This is a genomic window from Mesorhizobium sp. 128a (assembly GCF_053848025.1).
Map to the genome: position 1 here is coordinate 495,036 of NZ_JBSPKY010000001.1, position 19,881 is coordinate 514,916.

The window sequence follows — 19,881 nt, forward strand, 5'->3', positions numbered from 1 at the left end:
GGCTGCGTGGCTATCTGCCCTTCCACACCGGCTCACGCTTTTCCGCAAACGCGCGAAAACCTTCCATACCATCCTCGGACCCGTAAAGCGCATCGACAGTCGCCAATTGCCGCCTTGTCACCTTGTTCATCGCATCCTGGAAGGTCAGCGCCTCGGCCACGCGGGCTGTCTCCTTGATCGCCGCGAACACCAGCGGAGGACCGCTGGCGAGCAGGCGGGCGATCTCCCAGACGCGGTCCTCGAGCTTTTCCTTCGGCAGCACTTCGTTGACCAGCCCCCAGCGATGCGCCTCCGCCACATCCATCCAGCGGCCGGTGAGCAAAAGGTCCATGGCGACGTGATAAGGAATGCGCTTCGGCAATTTGATCGTCGCGGCGTCGGCCAGCGTGCCGGCGCGGATTTCGGGCAGCGCGAAAGAGGAATGGTCGGAGGCGTAGATGAGGTCGCAGGACAGCGCCAGTTCGAAGCCGCCGCCCACCGCCATGCCGTTGACGCAGGCGATGACCGGCTTGTTGAGGTCGCGCAGTTCCTGCAGGCCGGCAAACCCGCCGACGCCATAGTCGCCGTCGACCGCGTCGCCGCCGGCCGCGGCCTTCAAATCCCAGCCGGCGCAGAAAAACTTGTCGCCGGCCGTCTTGACGATGGCGACGCGAAGCTCCGGATCGTCGCGGAATGCCTTGAAGGTCTCGCCCATCCGCCGCGACGTCTTCAGGTCGATGGCGTTAGCCTTGGGCCGGTCGAGCGTGACCTCGAGGATGGTGCCCTCGCGGCGGGTGGAAATGACGTCAGACATTCTTCTTTTCCCCCAGCACCAGCAGCGCGTCGGCGATCCAGGCGCCCTTGCCTTCGGCGCAGACGATCAGCGGGTTGACGTCGAGTTCCTCGATCTCGCCGGCATTCTGCTGCACGAAGGCGGCAATGCCGGCGATGGCGTCGATGGCCGCCGCGACATCGGCCTTTGGCCGGCCGCGATAGCCGTCGAGCAGCGGGAACAGTTTCAGGCGGCGCAAGGCCGCCTCGATGTCGTCGCGGGTTGCCGGCAGCATCAGGGTCACGCTGTCGCGCAACAGCTCGACCAGCACGCCGCCGGTGCCGAGCGTCATGACAGCGCCGAACATCGGATCGCGGGTGAAGCCGACGAGCAGTTCGGCGACGCCGTCACGCACCATGCGCTCGACATAGAGGCCTGTGCCGAGCGGGAGGAGGTCGTGTGCCGCTGTGCTGACCGATTCGGCGTCCTTGAGGTTCAGCCTGACAGCGCCGACTTCCGACTTGTGCGTCACGCCCAGCGCCTTCAGCGCCACCGGGAAACCGAGCGCCATCGACGAGATCACCGCCTCGACCGCATTGGCGGCGCGTTCGGCCTTCGGCACGGGCAGGCCGGCCTTGATCAGCCGCGCCTTGGCTTCCGCCTCGTCAGGGGTCACATGGTCGCCTCCGGCCGCACCTGCAGCCGTCGTGTCGATCGGCTGCGCCTGCGGCTCAGCCCAGGCCCAGCCGATGAAGGCTGCCGCGCCTGCGGCGTCCATGGCCTCGGAAATGCCGAACAACGGCACCATGCCGCGCGCCATCAGTTCGGCGGTGTATTCCTCCGGCAGGTTCTCCGGCAGCGACGAGACGATCGCGCCGTGCGCCTTGTTGGTCTTCAGCGCCGATTCGAAGGCGCGCAGCGTCGCCCACCAGTCGGTCACCGAGCAGCGGTCGGGGCGCGGGAAGTCGAGCACCAGCATGTTGAGGTCGAAGCCACCGGAGACCATGGCGGTGAAGGTGGCGGTCATCGCCGGTTCGTTGTTCCAGATGAAAGTGTGATAGTCCAACGGGTTGGCGACCGCTACCAGCGGCCCGAGTGTCGATTTGACATGGGCACGGTGCTTGCTGGTGAGCTCCGGAAAATTGACCCAGCGCCCCTCGGCGCTGTCGGCCATGACGGAGGCCTCGCCACCCGAACAACTCATCGACGACAGGCGATAGCCGGGCAGCGGCCCGGTGACATGCAGCAGCTTCAGCGCCTCGATGAAGGCAGGGATGGAATCGACGCGCGCAATGCCCAGTCGCCGCAGGAAGGCGCCCGAGGCAGCGTCCGAGCCGGCGAGCGAGGCGGTATGCGAGACGGTCGCCTGTCTGGCCTGTTCCGAACGCCCGACCTTCATGGCGATGATCGGCTTCTTCAGCTCGCGCGCCCGCGCCGCCAGCCGCTCGAAGCCGGCTACCGAATCGAAGGCTTCGATATGCAGGCCGAGCGAGGTGACGCGCTCGTCCTCGATCAGGCCAAGCGCCATTTCGGACAGGCCGGTCTGCGCCTGGTTGCCTGCGGTCATCAGAAAGGCAATCGGCAGGCCGCGCTTCTGCATCGTCATGTTGATGGCGATGTTGGAGGACTGGGTGATGATGCCGACGCCCTTGGCGCCTTCGGGCAGCCTGATGCCGCCATGCTGGTCAGGCCACAAAAGGGCGCCGTCGGCATAATTGATCAGACCATAGCAATTCGGCCCTATGATCGGCATTTGGCCTGCGGCGGCGACCAGTTCGGCTTGCAGCCGCTCGCCATCGTCGTCATAGGCCTCGGTCTCGAGGAACCCGGCGGCAAAGCACACGGCGCCGCCGGCGCCACGCTCGGCCAGCGCCGTGACCACCTCGATAGTCAAATGTCGGTTGACGCCGACAAAGGCGGCGTCCGGCGCGCCGGGCAAATCGGCGACGGAGCGATAGGCCTTGCGGCCCGCAACCTCGTCCTTGGTCGGGTGCACCGGCCAGATCTCGCCGGCAAAGCCCATCTTGATCGACTGCGCGACGACGGCGGCGGCCTGCGCCCCGCCGAACACGGCGATGGATTTTGGGCGCAGGAGACGTTCGAGTTTATGCATGGTCATCTTTTCGTTTTGAGCGCGATATCTTCCAAAACCGAAATGCCGGTTCTGGCCATCATGCTCTAAGCGCCGAACGGACGCAGCAGCGCCCGCGAAATAATATGTCGCTGAATCTCCGACGTGCCTTCCCAGATGCGCTCGACGCGGGCGTCGCGCCAGATGCGCTCCAGCGGCAGGTCGTCCATCAGCCCCATGCCGCCATGAATCTGGATGGCTTCGTCGGCGACATAAGCCAGCATTTCGGTCGCCTTCAGCTTGGCCATCGCCATGTCCTGATCGGTCACGGTGCCCTGATCGTACTTCCAGCCGGCTTCGAACACCATCAGGTCGGCGGCCTTCAATTCGGTGGCCATGTCGGCCAGCTTGAACGACACACCCTGGAACTTGCCGATCTGCTGGCCGAACTGCTGGCGCTGCGCGGAATATTCGACGGCGTGGCCGAGCGCCCGCTCGGCGCGGCCGAGACAGGTGGCCCCGACCTGCAGGCGGGTGGCGCCGAGCCAGGAATTGGCGACGTCGAAACCCTTGTGCACTTCGCCGAGCACCTGGCTCGCCGGCAACCGGCAATCGTCGAATTCCAGGATGGCGTTGGTGTAGCCGCGATGCGAGACGTTGCGGTAGCCGTCACGCACGGTGAAACCCTTGGTGCCCTTGTCGACGAAGAAGGCGGTGATCTTCTTGCGCTTGCCGCGCGGCGTTTCTTCCTCGCCCGAAGCCATGAAGCAGATCGCGAAATCGGCGAGATCGGCATGGCTGATAAAATGCTTGGTGCCGTTCAGCACCCAGTCGTCGCCGTCCTGCACGGCGGTCGCCTTCATGCCGCGCAGGTCGGAGCCGGCGCCTGGCTCGGTCATCGCCAGGCAGTCCCACTTTTCGCCGCGAATACAGGGGAACAGGTATTTTTCGCGCTGCTCCGGCGTGCCGGCGAGCAGAATGTTGGAGGGGCGCGCCACGCAGGTCCAGTGCAGCGCGTAGTTGGCGCGGCCGAGCTCTTTTTCGTAGAGCAGCCAGGTCACCGTATCCAGCCCCGCGCCGCCTATATCGGCCGGCATGTTGGCGGCGTAGAGCCCGGCTTCGATCGCCTTGACCTTGATCTCTTCGATCAGCTCGCGGCGCAGCACGCCGGTGCGCTCGACCTCGCGTTCATGCGGGTAAAGCTCATTCTCGACGAAGGCACGCGTCGTCTCGACGATAAGCCTCTGTTCCTCCGACAGACCGAAATCCATCGCCTCAGCCCTTCTTCTTTTTCTTCGGCTTTTCGGCTTTCTTCACCGGCTTGCTCGCCTTGGCCTTCTCGGCCGCCTTGGAAGCGGTCGGCTTCTTCGCCGCCAGCTTGGCCAGCTGCCTGGTATAGTCCTTGTGCAAGGCGCCGGCACCCCAGCCCTTGCCCTTGTTCTGCTTCGACAGCGCATCCATGATGGCGACCAGATTGTCGTCGCGGATCTTTTCCAGCTCTCGGATCGACAGGCCGTGGGCCTGGTCGTCCGACTGGGTGGCGATCAGATCGACCAGCTCGTCGTTGAACTCCGGAACGTCCATCAGCTTGGTCCACGGCCATTTCAGGCACGGCCCGAACTGCGCCATGAAGTGGCGCATGCCGGCCTCGCCGCCGGCGACGCGGTAGACCTGGAACATACCCATCTGCGCCCAGCGCAGGCCGAAGCCATAGCGCATGATGTCGTCGAGTTCCTCGACGGTGCAGATGCCATCCTTGATCAGCCACAGCGCCTCGCGCCAGGCGGCTTCCAGCAGGCGGTCGCCGACAAAGGCCTCGATCTCCTTGCGGATGACGACAGGCTTCATGCCGATCGAGGCGTAGATCTCCTTGGCTACTTCGATGGCCTCCGGAAAAGTCTGGTCTCCGCCGACGATCTCGACCAACGGCAGGAGATAGACCGGGTTGAAGGGATGTCCGACAACCAGCCGCTCCGGATGCTTCTTCATCGCCACCTGCATTTCGGTCGGCTTGATGCCGGAGGTCGACGAACCGACAATGGCGTTGGCCGGCGCATAAAGGTCGATTTCGGCCAGCACGCGGTGTTTCAGGTCGAGCCGTTCCGGCACGCTCTCCTGGATGAAGTCGGCATCAGCCACCGCCTCGGCGATGGTCTTGGCAAAGGTCAGCTTGCCCTCCTTGGGCAGGCCGCCGGGAACCATCTGCTTGTAGGCGCGGCGGGCGCCCTTCATCACTTCGGAGACCTTGCGCGATGCTTCCGGGTCCGGATCGAAGATCGACACGTCGATGCCGTTCAAGAGCAGCCGCGCCACCCAGCCGGCGCCGATGACACCGCCGCCGATGGCGGCCGCCTTATTGATGATGCTCATGGTCAGGCTCCGGTTCTTGTCTTGGCGGTTTCGGGATCGATGAGAGGCACGCGCTCGCCGGCGCGGATCACGGCGGGGTCGTAAGCCTTGCGGGCAAAGACTTCGAGCACGAAGGGCCGGAAGAATTCGATCGGCAGCGTGTCGTAGTCGGGATCGAAGCTCGACTGATCCCAGCGTTCGCAAAACTGGTCGCAATCGTCGAAATACATATGCCCGGCGAAGCGGTCGCGCGCATGGCGGTTGCCGCCGAGATGGTGGGCGTAATAGAGGCGCTGAAAATCGCCGTGCTTCTCCACCACCCAGGTGCATTGCTCGCGCACGAAGGGCTTCAGGATCGAAGCGGCGTATTCGTCGTGATTGTAGGGCGCGTAGATGTCGCCGATGTCATGCAGCAGCGCGCAGGCGATCCAGTCGGTGTCGGCACCGTCGCGCCAGGCGCGCGTCGCCGCCTGCAGCGAATGGCCGAGCCTTGTGATCTTGTAGCCGGACAGGCCTTCGTCGAGCTGGACCAGCGCGTCGAGCAGCCGCTCGCCGGTTTTGGCGGCATAGTCGATCTCATGGGCGGTCAGGAATTCGTAGTCGTCCCTGTCGCCATCCTTCATCGCGGTGAATTTGACGGTTGTCATATCGACGCCCTCCAAACTATGCCGCGATCGGCGCCCGCTTGGTCAGGTTGAGCTTCTTGCGCACTTCCTCCGGCCCGAGGATACGAGCGCCGAGATTGGTGACGATGCTGGCGGCGCGCTCGACCAGTTGTGCATTGGTCGCCAGCACGCCCTTGTCGAGCCAGAGATTGTCTTCCAGCCCGACGCGGACATTGCCGCCGGCCAGCACGGCCGCCGCAGCGTACGCCATCTGGTTGCGGCCGATGGCGAAGGCCGACCAGTTCCAGCTCGACGGCACATTGTTGACCATCGCCATGAAGGTGTTGAGGTCGTCCGGCGCACCCCACGGCACGCCCATGCAGAGTTGCACCAGCGCATCGGGATTCAGCACTTTTTCCTCAACCAGTTGCTTGGCGAACCAGAGGTGGCCGGTGTCGAATGCCTCGATCTCCGGCTTGACGCCCAGCGCCGTCATCATGCCGCCCATGGCGCGCAGCATGCCGGGTGTGTTGGTCATGACATAGTCGGCTTCGGCGAAGTTCATGGTGCCGCAATCGAGCGTGCAGATCTCCGGCAGGCACTGGCGCACATGTTCCATGCGGTTGGTGGCGCCGCCCATGTCGGTGCCCTTCTCCTTGAGCGGCAGCGGCGCTTCGGGCGAGCCGAACACCATGTCGCCGCCCATGCCGGCGGTGAGGTTGAGGATGACGTCGACTTCTGCCGCGCGAATGCGCTCCGTCACCTCGCGGTAGAGATGGACATCGCGCCTGGGCTTGCCGGTCTCGGGGTCGCGGACATGGCAGTGGACGATCGCCGCACCGGCCTTGGCCGCGTCGATGGCCGAATCGGCGATCTGCTTGGGCGAACGCGGCACATGTGGAGAGCGATCCTGCGAACCGCCGGAGCCGGTGACGGCACAGGTAATGAAGACCTCACGGTTCATCGCGAGCGGCATGGAATTTTCCTCCCAATCGAAACAGACCCCAGCATTGCGCGACTTGCGGCAAACTGTTTTGCGTTTTACGAAGGCTGCATGATCAAAAGCGAAAAGCCGATCATCTTTCGCTCGGAACGCTCGCCGCTGAAGGTGACGTTCCTGGTATTTTCCGGCTCGTCCATCATGTGCGTCGCCTCGGCCGTCGACCCGCTGCGCGCCGCCAACCGCATTTCCGGCGAGACGCTGTTCGATTTCAAACTGGTCTCGGTCACCGGCGAGGCGCCGGTCACCACCTGCGGCCTGCCCGTGGCGGTCAGCGGCCGTTTCGATGCGGCCGAGCCGACCGACGTGCTTGTCGTCGTCGCCGGCTTCGGAACGCAGAACTATGCCACGTCGGCGCTGCTGTCGGGTCTGCGCCGCGCAGCACGAGCCGCCCGCGCCTGTGGCGGCGTCGAGGCCGGCACCTGGCTGGTGGCACGGGCAGGGCTGTTGGAAGGGCGTAGCGCCACCACCCATTGGGAGGACATGGAGGATTTTTCCTCGGCCTTTCCCGGCGTCGACGTACGCCCCGACCGCTATGTTATCGACGGCCCCGTCTTCACCTCGGGCGGAGCGTCGCCGACCTTCGACCTGATGCTGCATCTGATCCGCACGCGCCTCGGCATGGCCGTGGCGCTCGATGTCGCCAGCGTCTTCATCTACGACCAGGCGCGCGCCGCGACCGACGCACAGCCGCTGGTCTCGCTCGGCCGGCTCGATGGCTACGACCCGCGGCTGGCGCAGGCCATCAGGCTGATGGAATCGCATGTCGACCAGCCGCTGACCATCGACGCGGTGGCAAAACGTGCCGGGGTGACGGCACGGACGCTGGAGAGCATTTTTCGCAAGTCGATCGGCGAGACGCCGGGCGCCTATTACCTCAGGCTGCGGCTGGGCGCGGCGCGGCGGCTGGTGGTCGATACGCGGATCGCCATGGCGGATATTGCCGGGCGGACGGGGTTCTCGTCCGCCGCGGCATTTTCCAGAGCGTTTTCAAGAGCGTTCGGCGAAGCACCGGTGCGGCTCCGCCGAGGTTGATGCATGTCGCCCAAAAGTGTGTCGCGGTTTTGGGATAACGACATGCAGACAAAGAGAGATCAGGCGGCGTTCTGGCGATCGCCGCCGGCGTCCATCTGCGAGCGCATCTGCCTCGCCAGCCGGACTTCAAATCGGCTGCTGACAGCGCGATCCCATTCGTTTTTCACATTGTCGGTCGGCCGCGGCAGCGCCATCAGCCGGTCGATGATCGATCCGGTCTCGCCGGATGAGAGTAGGGCGTCGATTTCGCGTTCGTGTTGCATTATCGGTTCGCCTCCTTCCTTTTCACCCGCCACAACGGACCTCTTATACGAAATACGTGACGGCAGTTTGAAGGCAAGAGCGAGGTCATTGATGGGCGACAAGGGGCAAAACCTTGTCGCCAAATGAGCCCTTTGGCGCAAGGCCGTTACAGGGCGGCGGGAGTATTTTCCAGCCGCCCTCAAGCAATACGAATCGGCTTTCCGATCTCAGACGTAGCGGTTGACGATGTTTTCGAGCAGTTCCTGGCGGCCGGAGCGTGGCTGCGGCTCGATCTTCTTCTTGACCACGCGCTCCGCAATGTCTTCCAGCGTACGCTTGCCCGACAGCATCGCCTTGGCCTCGGCTGTGTTCCAGCCGGCATAGCGCTCGGCCAGCGGACCCGACAGCGCCTTGTCCTCGACCATCTTCGCGGCTGCCTTGAGGCCGCGCGCGCAAGAATCCATGCCGCCAATATGGCCGATCAGCAGATCCTGCGGATCGAGCGACTGGCGGCGCAGCTTGGCGTCGAAATTGGTGCCGCCGGTCTTGAAGCCGCCGGCCTGGAGGACCTGATAATAGGCCAGCGCCATCTCCGGCACATTGTTGGGGAACTGGTCGGTGTCCCAGCCCGACTGGTAGTCGTTGCGGTTCATGTCGATCGACCCGAAGACGCCGAGCGCATTGGCCAGCGCCAGCTCATGCTCGAAGGAATGCCCGGCCAGGATGGCGTGGCCCTGCTCGATGTTGAGCTTCACTTCCTTTTCCAGACCGAAGCGCTTGAGGAACCCGTAGACCGTGGCAACGTCGTAGTCGTACTGGTGCTTGGTCGGCTCCTGCGGCTTCGGCTCGATCAGGATCGTGCCTTCGAAGCCGATCTTGTGCTTGTAGTCGACGACGAGGCTGAGGAAGCGCCCGGCCTGTTCCTGCTCGCGGGCAAGGTCGGTGTTGAGCAGCGTTTCATAGCCTTCGCGCCCGCCCCACAGCACGTAGTTCTCGCCTTTCAGCCGCTTGGTTACGTCGATGCAGCTTTTCACTGTCGCCGCCGCATAGGCAAAGACATCCGGATCGGGATTGGTGGCGGCGCCCGACATGAAGCGGCGGTTGGAGAAAAGGTTCGCCGTGCCCCAGAGCAGCTTGACGCCGGTCTTCTTCATCTTGCCGGCAAAATAGTCGGCGATCTCGTCGAGCCGCGCCGCACTTTCGGAGAAATCCTTGCCCTCGGGGCGCACATCGGCGTCGTGGAAACAGAAATAAGGGGCGCCGAGCAGCGAGAACATCTCGAAGGCGACGTCGGCTTTCAGCTTCGCCAGTTCCATCGTGTCAACGCCGCCGGCCTTGGGAAACCAGGGACGGTCGAAGGTCTGGCCACCGAACGGATCGCCGCCCGGCCAGGCGAAGGAATGCCAATAGGCGACGGCGAAGCGCAGATGATCCTCCAGCCGCTTGCCGGCCACCACCTCGTCGGGATTGTAGAACCGGTACGCCAGCGGATTGGTCGAATCCGGCCCTTCATACTTGATTGCTTTGATGTCGCCGAAAAATCCGCTGCTCATGATTTCTGTCCTCTCTCGAATAGTTCGCCCTGATTACCTCAGGCGTAATTGGTTTCGTTCTTCCAAGGGGTGAAAAGGCTGGTGTCAAAGCCGCTCAACGAAGGAGACAGACCATGACCGACGTCAACACGATCGCTCAAAACTACATTACCGCCTGGAACGAGTCCGATGCGGATCGCCGCGCCGAACTGCTCAAGGCAACCTTCACCGAAGACGTCAGTTACCGCGATCCGCTGATGCAGGGCGACGGCCATGCCGGTGTGGCCGCACTTATCGACGGCGTGCAGCAGCGCTTCGCCGGCTTCCGGTTCTCGCTGAAGGGCACACCGGATGGATTTGCCGACACGATCCGCTTCTCGTGGAATCTCGGGCCGGAAGGCATTCCATCGGTCACCGAAGGCACCGATATCGGCGTCATTGAGAACGGCCGCCTGAAGAGCGTCACCGGGTTTCTGGATAAGGTCCCGGCGCAGTAAGTTGCCAAGCTGCGGCGTGGGCGAGAAGCCGCTCACGCCGTGGCGCCTTTGATTGCCGGATACAGCGCCCGATAGCGCTGATAAGCATCCGCATAGGCATCGCTCAAGCTGGCATCCGGCTCTACCGTCGCATCCGTCCGTGGCGCGGTGCAGACACTGAGCGGATCCGCCCCTGTCGCCGCGATCAGCCCGAGCCGGGCCGCCCCAAACGCGGCGCCAAAATCGCCGTCGGCCGGAATGTCGACCGGCAGCTGCAGTGCGGTGGCGATCGCCTTCAGCCAGTAGCGCGAGCGCGAGCCGCCGCCGATTGCCGTCACCCGGGTCAAATTCGTGCCCGCCGTCTTCAGCGCTTCGAGACTGTCGCGGAAGGCGAAGGCGACACCTTCAAGCACCGCCTGCGTCAGCACCGCACGGCTGGACTCATGCGCCAGCCCGGTGAAGGCGCCGCGAATGGCGGAATCATTGTAGGGCGTGCGCTCGCCAGAGAGATAGGGCAAGAACGACACGCCCGACGGAGCCTTCAAAGCGTCGCCAAGTTCGGCGGTCAATTCGCCGGCCTTCTTCCCTGAAATCTCCGATAGCCAGTTCAACGAATCGGTGGCCGACAGGATGACGCCCATCTGGTGCCAGGTGTTGGGCAGCGCGTGGCAGAATGTGTGCACGGCACTTGCCGGATTGGGCAGATAGGACGCGTTGGCGGCAAACAGCACGCCGGATGTGCCGAGTGAGCCGAATGCATGGCCGGCGCCGACCGTGCCCATGCCGCAGGCCGATGCCGCATTGTCACCGGCGCCGCCGGCAACGGGAATGCCCGCCGCAATGCCCCATTTCGAGGCGAGTTCGGCGCGCAAGGCGCCGGCCTTTTCCGTGCCTTCTACCAGCGACGGCATCTGCTTCTCATCGAGCGATGTCGCTGCGAGCAGTTCGGAAGACCAGCGCCGCTTGCCGACATCGAGCCAGGACGTGCCGGCCGAGTCGGACATTTCGGAGATATGCTCGCCGGTCAGCCACAGCCGCAGGAAATCCTTGGGCAAAAGCACCTTCGCCACCTTGGCGAAGACAGCGGGTTCGTTGTTCTTCACCCAGGCGAGCTTCGGCGCCGTGAAGCCGGGGAAAACGATGTTGCCGGTCAGTTGGCGGAAGCGCGGATCGGCGTCGAGCGCAGCCGCTTCGGCGTGGCTGCGCGTGTCGTTCCACAAGATGCAGGGGCGCAGCACCTGATCGCCGGCATCAAGCAAGGTGGCGCCATGCATATGGCCGGAAAGGCCGATGCCTTTGACGGCGGAAAGCTCTTTCGGGTGCGCGGATTTCAGCTCGGCAATCGCCGTCTCGCAACCACGGATCCAGTCGGCAGGGTTTTGCTCGGACCAGCCGGGGTGCGGCCGCGACACATCTAGCGAAGCATGGCCGGAGCCGATGATCTTCTGCCCGGCATCAAGCAACAGCGCCTTGACGCCCGACGTGCCCAGATCGAGGCCGAGATACATGCATTCCTCCCATTGCCATTAATTTTTTCGGGTCTCGAAAAAATCTGGCTCGACCAGTTCTTAAAACAAGATGCGTTTCGGGTCAATTCTCTGACAAATCGGCGGCGCGTCGCGAAAACAGCGCCGACAGCGGGCTGTCCGGCCGGGCCAGTTGGCGCTCGGCCGCCAAGGCCCTTGCAAGTGCCGCGCCGCCGGTGCGCAGCGCCGCCTCGATCAGCGTCAGGTCGATGACATCGCGCTGCGCGTGGCTGCCGCCGAAGCGATAAGCGATCGAGCGAATCGGCCGGATCAGGCGCACCGTCTCGGCGTAATTGCCCTCGCCAAAGGCCTTGATCGCCAGCGTCAACGGATGGCCGACATCCCTGGTGAAGGCAGCGTTGTCGTCGCTGCCGCGCATCGCCTCGCGTTGCGCATCGAGCAAGGTCTTGGCTGGCGATTCGAGCCCTGCCCCGACGAAGGCCATCATCGCATGGGCGTCGTTAAAGGCGTAATTGCCGGCACCGACCTTGGGCCAGTTGGCGGCAAGCGCAATCCAGCGGTCCCCAACATTGACGCCGCCGAGATGAAGCCGCCACAGGATTGCCGAGGCGTCCACCATGTTGAGCGCCATCGTCGACGGCGTGCCGTAGATCGGCCCGTCATAGAGATCGAGCACCTCGCCGGTCTCGCCGAGATCGTAGTGGAACAGCGCCAAATGCCACCAATTGTGCACCTGCAGGAAGCTCTCTTTTGTCCATGCCTCAGGATTGGCGCGCATCCAGGCGATGCCATCCCTTTGCCGGCTTTGCATTTCCATGACGTGAGCGACAGCATGTTGGCCCCAGCCGTCGCGCGGTTCGATGGCGACCGCAGTGCGGCCAAACTTCTCGGCCTGTGCATAGTCGCCCATCTCTTCCAGCCCGAACGCCTGCATGCCGAGGATGGCGTGGTATCCAGGCATGTCCTTTTGCCAGGACGGCAGCGCGCGGCCGATGCGGTCGCGCAGCATGCGGGCATTGCCGGTGAAGAAGTCGACCTGGTGCCCGGTCTGCAGCGCCACCGCGTCAAGCGGGCAGTCGATGGCGATATCTTCGAGCAAACGCGAGGCCTCGTGCCAGCGGCCGGCGGCGAGATGGCCAAGCGCCGCGACATGCGCCTGTTCGCGCGCTGTCGCGGCGAGCGGCAGCGCCGCTTCGTGGCATGCCTTGGCCACCACCGTTGCCTCGCGCTCGGTGGCGAGGCCGAAGAGATAGCCTTTGAAGATATGTGCCATGACGAAGCCGGGATCCTCGGCGATGGCACGGTCGACGGAGCCGACCGGGTCGCCGACGAAACACTGCAATTCACGGACGGCTTTGGCGTAGGACGAAAACCCGGATTGTGTGGCGCCCGAAAGCGTCAGGCCGAACTCGTCCTTGATTGTCATGCCACTAATTCCCCGAACGCATCGCCACCGTGGCGATGCCGGCGCCGACCAGCAGCGTGCCGCCGGTGCGGTTGAAGATGCGGATTGCCTTGGGGTTGCGCACGACGTTGCGGGCGCGCGCCGCGATCAGCGCGTAGCCGAAGGCATTGGCGAAGGCCAGCGCCAGGAAGGTCGTCTCGAAGATCAGCATCTGCGGCCAGAATTCGGCCTCCCGGTTGAGGAACTGCGGCAGGAAAGCGACGAAGAAGGTGATGCTTTTCGGGTTGAGCGCGGTGACCAGCCAGGCATGCGCCATCATCCTGGCGGCCGACACGGCGTCGGTGCGCGGTTCGGCTTTCAGCGCGCCGCCGGCACGAAACAGCTTAATGCCGAGATAGATCAGATAACAGGCGCCGATCAGCTTCAGGATGGTGAACACGGTAGCCGACGCCGCCAACAGCGCGCCGATGCCCAGCATCGACAGGGTCATTGCGGTGAAGTCGCCTAGCGCCACGCCGACGGCCATCGGCAAGGCTGTGCGCCAGCCTTGGCCCAGCGCATAGGACACCACCAGGAGAATGGTCGGGCCGGGAATGATCAGCAGGATGGTGGAGGCGGCGGCGAAGGCAGCCCAATTTTCGAACGACATCTTTGTCTCCTTGAGCGCAAAGAAAAGGATAAATCCTTGCGTACGCCGGAATGTAAAGAGCCACCCTAAAAAATTCGCGGCGAACCGCTTCGTCCCGCCGGCGCATTCAAATAGGGCACAGGGTTAAGGCGCACAGGCATCCCTTCATCTTTTTTCAACCATGTTTGGCGAAACTGCCCGCTATCCGGCCGGACCGTGTTTCCCGCCGACAGCGTAGGGTTTGGTGCATGCGTGAGTTGCCGCAGAATGTGACGCCGCCTATGGGCGACGCAATCGAAGCCGAACATCTCTATTCCCGCCGCTCGATGCTGACAGGGGCCGGCGCCATGGCGCTGCTTGGCATGGCCGGTTGCAGCACCGCGACGCTCGAACTGCCGCAGTTGCAGCTGGACGACACGGTCACCGGCTCGGTGCGGCCGATCCGCCCGGCGATCAGCGTCGACAAGAACGTCACCGGCCCCGACGTCATGTACGCCGCGCTCACCGATGGCGGTTTCGAAGTGCCGGCCGTGCCCTATCAGAAGGTCAAGCCGGAGTTCCGCCGGCAGATTGTCGTCAACGAGACCGGCGAGGCGCCCGGCACCATTGTCGTTCATCTCCAGGAGCGAAAGCTCTATCTCGTGCAAGAGGGCGGCGACGCTATTCGTTACGGCGTCGGCATCGGCAAGGACGGCTTCCGCTGGTCCGGCCGCGCCAACATCCAGTACGGCAAGGAGTGGCCCACCTGGACGCCGCCGCCGGAAATGATCCAGCGCAAGCCGGAGCTGGTGAAGTGGCAGAATGGACAACCCGGCGGCCTCACCAATCCGCTCGGCGCGCGCGCGCTTTACATCTACCAGGACGGCAAGGACACCGGCTATCGCATCCACGGTTCGCCGGAATGGGCGAGCATCGGCCAGGCGATGTCGTCGGGCTGCGTGCGCCTGATCAACCAGGACATCATCGACCTCTACAGCCGCGTTTCCAAGAAGAACCCGGTCGTCGTGGTCTGATCCCTCTGCGGCGGTTTGGCGCCGCTCGAAACTCCCGTTGCGCGAGGCGGCAAGACAGGCCAAGGTGCCTTGAAAACCATCACGCCGGGAGACATCAAGCATGGCTGGAACGTTTGTCATCGCGCAGGGCGGCGGCCCGACCGCCGTCATCAACCAGACGGTCGTCGGCGCCACGCTGGAAATCCGCAAGCGCCATCCCGGCGCCAAGGTGCTGGGCTCGATCCACGGCGTGCGCGGCATTCGTGACGGTAATTACGTCGACCTCTCCGCCATCCCCGAAGACCGGCTGCGGCTCATCGCCGGAACGCCGAGTGCGGCCCTTGGCTCGACCCGCGACAAGCCGGATGCGGCCTATTGCGAAGTCATCCTCAACGGCCTGAAAAAGGCCGGCGCCGATGCCTTCATCTATATCGGCGGCAACGACACATCGGGCACCCAGCAGATCCTGACAGATGCCGCCGGCGGCAGCATTGCTTTCGTGCATGCGCCCAAGACCATCGACAACGATCTCGAGGAAAACGACCACACGCCGGGCTTCATCTCGGCGGCCGAGTTCGTTGCCGGCGCCTTTCTGTCCGTCGATCTCGATTTTCGCGCGCTGCCCGGCATCTATGTCGGCATCGTCATGGGCCGCCACGCCGGCTTCCTCACCGCCGCCGCCGCCGCCTGGCAGCTCGATCCCGACAGCGGCCCGCATCTGGTCTACGTGCCGGAACGGCCGTTTTCGGCCGCCGGCTTTATCGACGACGTGCGCGCCTCGCTCGACCGCCACAAGCGCTGCATCGTCGCCGTTTCCGAAGGCGTCAGCACCGCCGACGGCAAGGCCCTGGTCGAAAGCCTCGTGCCGCCGGACAAGCTGGAACGCGACGCCCATGGCAACGTCAAACTGTCGGGCTCAGACCTGCCGGCCGCCCTGGAGCGGGCGCTCGCCGAAGGCCTGCCGGGCAAGCGCGCGCGGGTCGACGCATTGGGCTACATGCCGCGCGGCTATATCGGCGCGATCAGCGCTGTCGACGCGCAGGAGGCTTTCGATGCCGGCGCCTTCGCGGTTGCCGTTGCCGGCGAAGGCGGCGGCTCGGTGGCGCTGCAATATGACGGCTCGAAAACCGTGCTGAAGAAGGTGCCGCTGAAGAATGTCGCCGGCAAGACGCGTCATATGCCAGACGATTTCATGAAGCCCGACGTCAACCAACTGTCGGAAGCCGGCATGGAATATCTGAAGCGGCTGGTGCCGGAAAAATACAAGGTCGGGAAGCCCTTCGTCTGATGGGCGACCGATTGGGCGGCGCCCGTTTTGGTGGCGCCCGTTTTGGTGGTGAACGTGTTGTCGGCGACTGGTTTGGCAAGACCGTCATCGATGCCAGCACAACGATGCTGACCGAGCCGTTCGTCCATGATTTCGTGCGCGCCAACATCTGGCACCTCAAAGGCCGCGACGCCGACCTGCTGGTCGATACAGGCATGGGCATCTGCCCGCTGGCGCCTCAGATCGACACGCCCGAGGGCAAGCCGCTCATCGTTGTGGCCACCCACATCCATCTCGACCATGTCGGCTCGCTGCATGAGTTCCCGGTAAGGTTGGGGCCGACGATGAGCGCGGCCAGCTTCGAGACGATGGATGAAGCGGTTACTTACGCCTACATGTTCACCAATCTCGACGGCGCGGTCTCGAAATTGCCGGCGCCGGGCTGGACGGCGGCCGATTACAAGATCCCGCCGGCGCCGCTGACGCGCACGCTGGACGAGGGCGACATCGTCGATCTCGGCGACAGGCAGCTCCGCGTGCTGCATCTGCCCGGACATTCTCCCGATTCGATCGCGTTGTTCGACGAGGCCGACGGCCTGTTCTTTGCCGGCGACGCCATCTACGATTCCATGCTGATCGACGACCTGCCGGACTCGTCGCGGCCCGACTATGTCAGAACCATGCAGCGGCTGCTCGACCTGCCCGTCCGCCTCGGCCATGGCGGCCATGGGCCAAGCTTCGACGGCAATCGGATGCGCGAGATCGCCACCGCCTATCTCAGGCGCGCCGAGGGCCGTTGAAGGTTGGCCCCGCCACCGTCTAACGAAAATGTGATCGGACATTAAATCTTCGTAAGATGGCGCAAGAACCCCAAATCGGGCCGATCGACGCCCTAGATGCAGGGCTGTCGATCCGGCCGGCTGCCATGCCAGGCGAGACGGGCAACCGCGACCGTCGACACGCCGATGGCCGATTCCGTCCCGGGAGTTCGCCACGGCGCCGGATCATCTCTCGCCCGGACAAACGACCATGTCAGACATAATTCGCAGACATCGCGTCGCGGCCTTGCTGGGCGCTGCGCTGATCGCCAGCCCCTTCATTGCGTCTTTCGCGCAAAGCGCAGACACCGCCGTCGCGACAACCCAGGCCCCTGTCGCCGGAATAACCGCGCCCAACGGCTCCTTCGCGCCGATCGTGGCCGTCGACAAGCCGGCGGTGGTGACAGTCACCACCGTCATGAAGGGGCAGCCGCAAGATATGGGCGAGGAGCAATCCTTCGGCGGCAATTCGCCCTTCGACGACTATTTCCGCCAGTTCTTCGGCGACCAGGGCATTCCGATGCCGAGGACGCCGCCACAGCAGGCGCAGCGCGCCGAAGCGCTGGGCTCCGGCTTCATTGTCGACGCAGACGGCACCATCGTTACCAACAACCACGTCGTCGACGGCGCCACATCGATCAAGGTGACGCTGGACGACGGCACCGAGCTTCCCGCGAAGCTGGTCGGCCACGACGCCAAGAACGACCTCGCCGTGCTCAAGATCAAGGCGGACAAGCCGCTGCCGACCGTCAAATGGGGCGATTCCGACAAGCTCATGCCGGGCGATCAGGTGCTCGCCATCGGCAATCCGTTCGGCATCGGCACGACGGTCACCGCTGGCATCGTGTCGGCGCGGGGCCGCGACCTCAACAGCGGGCCGTTCGACGATTTCATCCAGATCGACGCACCGATCAATCACGGCAATTCCGGCGGCCCGCTGGTTGATGTCGCGGGCAATGTCGTTGGCATCAACACCGCGATCTATTCGCCCAATGGCGGCAGCGTCGGCGTCGGCTTCGCCATTCCGTCGGACCAGGCGCAGAAGGTCGTCGCCAAGCTGATGAAAGGCGGCAACATCCAGTACGGTTATCTCGGCGTCCAGATCCAGCCCGTGACGCCGGATGTGGCCGGCGCCGTCGGCCTCGACCATCCCGGCGGTGCGCTGGTTTCAGAGGTTACCGAAGGATCGCCGGCGGCAAAGGCCGGCATCAAGACCGGCGACGTCATCACCAGCTTTGCCGGAGAGCCTATCAAGGATCCCAAGGACCTGTCGCGCGCCGTCGCCGATGTCGCGCCCGGCGCGAAGGAAACGCTCGATGTCTGGCGCGGCGGCAAGACGGTGCAGATCTCCGCCGATGTCGGTCGCAACAGCGACGATGTGAAGACGGCCTCCACCGAGGGCGACAATCAAGAACCGTCGGCCGGCCAGGCGCTACGCGTGCCCTCGCTTGGCCTTGGCCTGACCGACCTCACGCCCGATATCCGCGAAGAGCTGAACCTTGCGTCCAACCAGCGTGGTGCCGTGGTCGAGCGCGTCAATCCGGACAAGGCGGCCTCGAATGCCGGCCTGCAGCCGGGCGATGTGATCGTTGCCGTCGACCAGTTGCCGGTGCGCAACGCAAGGCAAGCCAACCAGGCGATCGCCGAGGCCGGCAAGTCGGGCCGCAGGTCGGTGCTGCTCTTGGTCGACCGCGGCGACGCGCAGATCTTCGTCGCCGTGCCCTTCGCCGCCGGCTGAGGCATGAAGCGGCAGGTTCGCCGGCGCAGCCGACGACCCTGCTTTTCGGCCAAAATTCCTGTTGCCCGCCGGGACGTCTTCGAGAACACTGCGGCAGGCCAGCAACGGCCTGCTGCAAACGGACAGTCCCAATGGTCACTCGCGGTTTTTCCTCCGGTCGAAAGCCTCCAACCGAGACCGACGCGCGCATTCCGCCCGGGCAATATCTCGAACCGGGTTTTCCGGTGCTGTCGGCGGGGCCGACGCCCCGGGTGCGCACCGAGGACTGGTCGTTCACGCTCAAGCATGGACCACGCCCGATCAAGAAGTGGAACTGGGCCGAGTTCAATGCGCTGCCCGTGACCAAGATGACGCGCGATATCCATTGCGTCACCGCCTGGACCAAGTTCGACACCGCCTGGCAAGGCGTGCTGGTCGACGACATTCTTGCCGATGCCGGCATCGAAGCGCCGACCGGCTTCCTGCTGGCGCATGGGTATGATGGCTACACCACCAACGTGCCGGCCAAGGATCTTACCACCGGCAAGGCGATGGTGGCGCTGCTCTACGAAGGCAAGCCGATCACGGCTGACCATGGCGGGCCGGCGCGGCTCCTGGTGCCGCATCTCTATTTCTGGAAGTCGGCCAAATGGCTGAACGGGCTGCAATTCACCGAACGCGACGAGCCGGGCTTCTGGGAATTGCGCGGCTATCACATCTATGGCGATCCCTGGCGCGAACAGCGCTATAGCGGCGATCCATGAGCGAAGCGCCGCAATCTCCCTGGCAGACGGCGAAAATCACCCGGATCGAAAAGCGCACGCCGCGCGTCACCAGTTTCTTTTTCGCGCTGTCGCGGCCTTTCGCCTATCGCGCCGGACAGCATGTCGATGTCAGGCTGACGGCGCCGGACGGCTACCAGGCGCGCCGCTCCTACTCCATCGCCTCGGCGCCGGAGAGCGGCGCCACAGTCGAACTGGCGATCGAGAAACTCGACGACGGCGAGGTCTCGCCCTTCTTCCACGAGGTGGCGACGGTCGGCGACGAGATCGAGCTGCGCGGGCCGCTCGGCGGCCATTTCGTCTGGTCCGATGGGGATGGCGGGCCGCTGCTTCTGGTCGGCGGCGGTTCCGGCGTGGTGCCGCTGATGGCGATGGTGCGCCACCGGAGCTTGCGCAAATCGACGGTGCCGGTCGCACTGATGTTTTCGGTGCGGGTCTGGGACGAGGTGATCTTTCGCGACGAGCTGATCGGCCTCGACGACCGCCGCGACGGGTTCGACCTGGTGCTGACGCTGACGCGCGAGGCGGCACAGCGTCCGTCCGACTATTCAAGGCGCATCGACACGGCCATGGTAATGCAAGCGCTGGCGCGGCTGCCGCAACCACCGACGCTGGCCTTTGTCTGCGGCTCGAATGCCTTCGTCTCGGCCGCCGCCCAGGCGTTGATCGACGCCGGCTTGCCGGCGGAAATCATCCGCACCGAGCGCTATGGCGTCTGAGTAG

19 protein-coding genes are annotated in these 19,881 nt (G+C 64.4%); 8 read left to right on the forward strand and 11 right to left on the reverse strand.

The window, feature by feature from the left end:
- Positions 1 to 10 precede the first annotated feature (10 nt).
- The 6 genes from ACWTU9_RS02235 to ACWTU9_RS02260 form a co-directional block, all read right to left on the reverse strand.
- On the reverse strand, positions 11 to 793 hold the full coding sequence (locus ACWTU9_RS02235; protein WP_455856893.1) for a carnitinyl-CoA dehydratase: 783 nt from the start codon (positions 791 to 793) through the stop codon (positions 11 to 13).
- The gene (locus tag ACWTU9_RS02240; protein ID WP_455856894.1) at positions 786 to 2,864 is read right to left on the reverse strand and encodes an acetate--CoA ligase family protein; all 2,079 of its coding nucleotides are present in this window, start codon (positions 2,862 to 2,864) and stop codon (positions 786 to 788) included. Before ACWTU9_RS02240 ends, ACWTU9_RS02235 begins: the two co-directional genes overlap by 8 nt.
- A gap of 65 nt (positions 2,865 to 2,929) precedes the next feature.
- A complete protein-coding gene (locus ACWTU9_RS02245) occupies positions 2,930 to 4,093 on the reverse strand; it encodes an acyl-CoA dehydrogenase family protein (protein WP_455856895.1) in 1,164 nt (387 codons plus the stop codon).
- Positions 4,094 to 4,097: 4 nt separating this feature from the next.
- Positions 4,098 to 5,192 (reverse strand): carnitine 3-dehydrogenase, encoded by a 1,095-nt coding sequence (locus ACWTU9_RS02250; protein WP_455856896.1) that lies wholly within the window; start codon positions 5,190 to 5,192, stop codon positions 4,098 to 4,100.
- A gap of 2 nt (positions 5,193 to 5,194) precedes the next feature.
- Positions 5,195 to 5,818, reverse strand: coding sequence for an HD domain-containing protein (locus ACWTU9_RS02255; RefSeq protein ID WP_455856897.1), 624 nt, complete (start codon positions 5,816 to 5,818; stop codon positions 5,195 to 5,197).
- A gap of 16 nt (positions 5,819 to 5,834) precedes the next feature.
- The gene (locus tag ACWTU9_RS02260; protein ID WP_454587561.1) at positions 5,835 to 6,752 is read right to left on the reverse strand and encodes a 3-keto-5-aminohexanoate cleavage protein; all 918 of its coding nucleotides are present in this window, start codon (positions 6,750 to 6,752) and stop codon (positions 5,835 to 5,837) included.
- Positions 6,753 to 6,830: 78 nt separating this feature from the next.
- On the opposite strand from ACWTU9_RS02260, the gene ACWTU9_RS02265 reads away from it, so the two are divergent.
- Positions 6,831 to 7,811 (forward strand): GlxA family transcriptional regulator, encoded by a 981-nt coding sequence (locus ACWTU9_RS02265; protein ID WP_455856898.1) that lies wholly within the window; start codon positions 6,831 to 6,833, stop codon positions 7,809 to 7,811.
- 59 nt (positions 7,812 to 7,870) lie between these two features.
- On the opposite strand, the gene ACWTU9_RS02270 is transcribed toward ACWTU9_RS02265, so the two are convergent.
- The gene (locus tag ACWTU9_RS02270; RefSeq protein WP_454587559.1) at positions 7,871 to 8,074 is read right to left on the reverse strand and encodes a hypothetical protein; all 204 of its coding nucleotides are present in this window, start codon (positions 8,072 to 8,074) and stop codon (positions 7,871 to 7,873) included.
- A 207-nt stretch (positions 8,075 to 8,281) separates the two neighbouring features.
- A complete protein-coding gene (gene xylA / locus ACWTU9_RS02275) occupies positions 8,282 to 9,607 on the reverse strand; it encodes a xylose isomerase (protein ID WP_455856899.1) in 1,326 nt (441 codons plus the stop codon).
- Positions 9,608 to 9,720: 113 nt separating this feature from the next.
- Between xylA and ACWTU9_RS02280 the strand changes: the two genes are divergently transcribed.
- On the forward strand, positions 9,721 to 10,083 hold the full coding sequence (locus ACWTU9_RS02280) for a nuclear transport factor 2 family protein (RefSeq protein WP_455856900.1): 363 nt from the start codon (positions 9,721 to 9,723) through the stop codon (positions 10,081 to 10,083).
- A 32-nt stretch (positions 10,084 to 10,115) separates the two neighbouring features.
- On the opposite strand, the gene xylB is transcribed toward ACWTU9_RS02280, so the two are convergent.
- The 3 genes from xylB to ACWTU9_RS02295 form a co-directional block, all read right to left on the reverse strand.
- Positions 10,116 to 11,570, reverse strand: a complete 1,455-nt coding sequence (gene xylB, locus ACWTU9_RS02285; RefSeq protein ID WP_455856901.1) for a xylulokinase — start codon at positions 11,568 to 11,570, stop codon at positions 10,116 to 10,118.
- Between the two features lie 82 nt (positions 11,571 to 11,652).
- A complete protein-coding gene (locus ACWTU9_RS02290; protein ID WP_455856902.1) occupies positions 11,653 to 12,975 on the reverse strand; it encodes a tetratricopeptide repeat protein in 1,323 nt (440 codons plus the stop codon).
- Between the two features lie 4 nt (positions 12,976 to 12,979).
- Entirely contained in the window at positions 12,980 to 13,603 is a 624-nt protein-coding gene (locus ACWTU9_RS02295; RefSeq protein WP_455856903.1) for a LysE family translocator, read from the reverse strand.
- Positions 13,604 to 13,830: 227 nt separating this feature from the next.
- On the opposite strand from ACWTU9_RS02295, the gene ACWTU9_RS02300 reads away from it, so the two are divergent.
- The 6 genes from ACWTU9_RS02300 (at position 13,831) to ACWTU9_RS02325 (ending at position 19,877) form a co-directional block, all read left to right on the forward strand.
- Positions 13,831 to 14,595: a L,D-transpeptidase gene (locus ACWTU9_RS02300; RefSeq protein WP_455856904.1), complete on the forward strand. Its 765-nt coding sequence runs from the start codon at positions 13,831 to 13,833 to the stop codon at positions 14,593 to 14,595.
- A gap of 100 nt (positions 14,596 to 14,695) precedes the next feature.
- Entirely contained in the window at positions 14,696 to 15,862 is a 1,167-nt protein-coding gene (locus ACWTU9_RS02305) for a diphosphate--fructose-6-phosphate 1-phosphotransferase (RefSeq protein ID WP_455856905.1), read from the forward strand.
- Positions 15,863 to 15,966: 104 nt separating this feature from the next.
- Entirely contained in the window at positions 15,967 to 16,641 is a 675-nt protein-coding gene (locus tag ACWTU9_RS02310; protein ID WP_455857123.1) for an MBL fold metallo-hydrolase, read from the forward strand.
- Between the two features lie 229 nt (positions 16,642 to 16,870).
- A complete protein-coding gene (locus ACWTU9_RS02315) occupies positions 16,871 to 18,397 on the forward strand; it encodes a DegQ family serine endoprotease (protein ID WP_455856906.1) in 1,527 nt (508 codons plus the stop codon).
- 131 nt (positions 18,398 to 18,528) lie between these two features.
- The gene (locus tag ACWTU9_RS02320) at positions 18,529 to 19,140 is read left to right on the forward strand and encodes a molybdopterin-dependent oxidoreductase (RefSeq protein ID WP_455856907.1); all 612 of its coding nucleotides are present in this window, start codon (positions 18,529 to 18,531) and stop codon (positions 19,138 to 19,140) included.
- On the forward strand, positions 19,137 to 19,877 hold the full coding sequence (locus ACWTU9_RS02325; RefSeq protein ID WP_455856908.1) for an FAD-binding oxidoreductase: 741 nt from the start codon (positions 19,137 to 19,139) through the stop codon (positions 19,875 to 19,877). The genes ACWTU9_RS02320 and ACWTU9_RS02325 overlap by 4 nt, the downstream gene beginning before the upstream one ends.
- Positions 19,878 to 19,881 lie beyond the last annotated feature (4 nt).

Coding starts and splice junctions, on each gene's coding strand:
- ACWTU9_RS02320 (WP_455856907.1), top strand. CDS start 18,529: ATGGTCACTCGCGGTTTTTCCTCCGGTCGAAAGCCTCCAACCGAGACC.
- xylB (WP_455856901.1), bottom strand. CDS start 11,570: ATGTATCTCGGCCTCGATCTGGGCACGTCGGGCGTCAAGGCGCTGTTG.
- ACWTU9_RS02255 (WP_455856897.1), bottom strand. CDS start 5,818: ATGACAACCGTCAAATTCACCGCGATGAAGGATGGCGACAGGGACGAC.
- ACWTU9_RS02295 (WP_455856903.1), bottom strand. CDS start 13,603: ATGTCGTTCGAAAATTGGGCTGCCTTCGCCGCCGCCTCCACCATCCTG.
- ACWTU9_RS02240 (WP_455856894.1), bottom strand. CDS start 2,864: ATGCATAAACTCGAACGTCTCCTGCGCCCAAAATCCATCGCCGTGTTC.
- ACWTU9_RS02280 (WP_455856900.1), top strand. CDS start 9,721: ATGACCGACGTCAACACGATCGCTCAAAACTACATTACCGCCTGGAAC.
- xylA (WP_455856899.1), bottom strand. CDS start 9,607: ATGAGCAGCGGATTTTTCGGCGACATCAAAGCAATCAAGTATGAAGGG.
- ACWTU9_RS02270 (WP_454587559.1), bottom strand. CDS start 8,074: ATGCAACACGAACGCGAAATCGACGCCCTACTCTCATCCGGCGAGACC.
- ACWTU9_RS02245 (WP_455856895.1), bottom strand. CDS start 4,093: ATGGATTTCGGTCTGTCGGAGGAACAGAGGCTTATCGTCGAGACGACG.
- ACWTU9_RS02305 (WP_455856905.1), top strand. CDS start 14,696: ATGGCTGGAACGTTTGTCATCGCGCAGGGCGGCGGCCCGACCGCCGTC.
- ACWTU9_RS02290 (WP_455856902.1), bottom strand. CDS start 12,975: ATGACAATCAAGGACGAGTTCGGCCTGACGCTTTCGGGCGCCACACAA.
- ACWTU9_RS02260 (WP_454587561.1), bottom strand. CDS start 6,752: ATGCCGCTCGCGATGAACCGTGAGGTCTTCATTACCTGTGCCGTCACC.
- ACWTU9_RS02315 (WP_455856906.1), top strand. CDS start 16,871: ATGTCAGACATAATTCGCAGACATCGCGTCGCGGCCTTGCTGGGCGCT.
- ACWTU9_RS02235 (WP_455856893.1), bottom strand. CDS start 793: ATGTCTGACGTCATTTCCACCCGCCGCGAGGGCACCATCCTCGAGGTC.
- ACWTU9_RS02265 (WP_455856898.1), top strand. CDS start 6,831: ATGATCAAAAGCGAAAAGCCGATCATCTTTCGCTCGGAACGCTCGCCG.
- ACWTU9_RS02325 (WP_455856908.1), top strand. CDS start 19,137: ATGAGCGAAGCGCCGCAATCTCCCTGGCAGACGGCGAAAATCACCCGG.
- ACWTU9_RS02310 (WP_455857123.1), top strand. CDS start 15,967: ATGCTGACCGAGCCGTTCGTCCATGATTTCGTGCGCGCCAACATCTGG.
- ACWTU9_RS02300 (WP_455856904.1), top strand. CDS start 13,831: ATGCGTGAGTTGCCGCAGAATGTGACGCCGCCTATGGGCGACGCAATC.
- ACWTU9_RS02250 (WP_455856896.1), bottom strand. CDS start 5,192: ATGAGCATCATCAATAAGGCGGCCGCCATCGGCGGCGGTGTCATCGGC.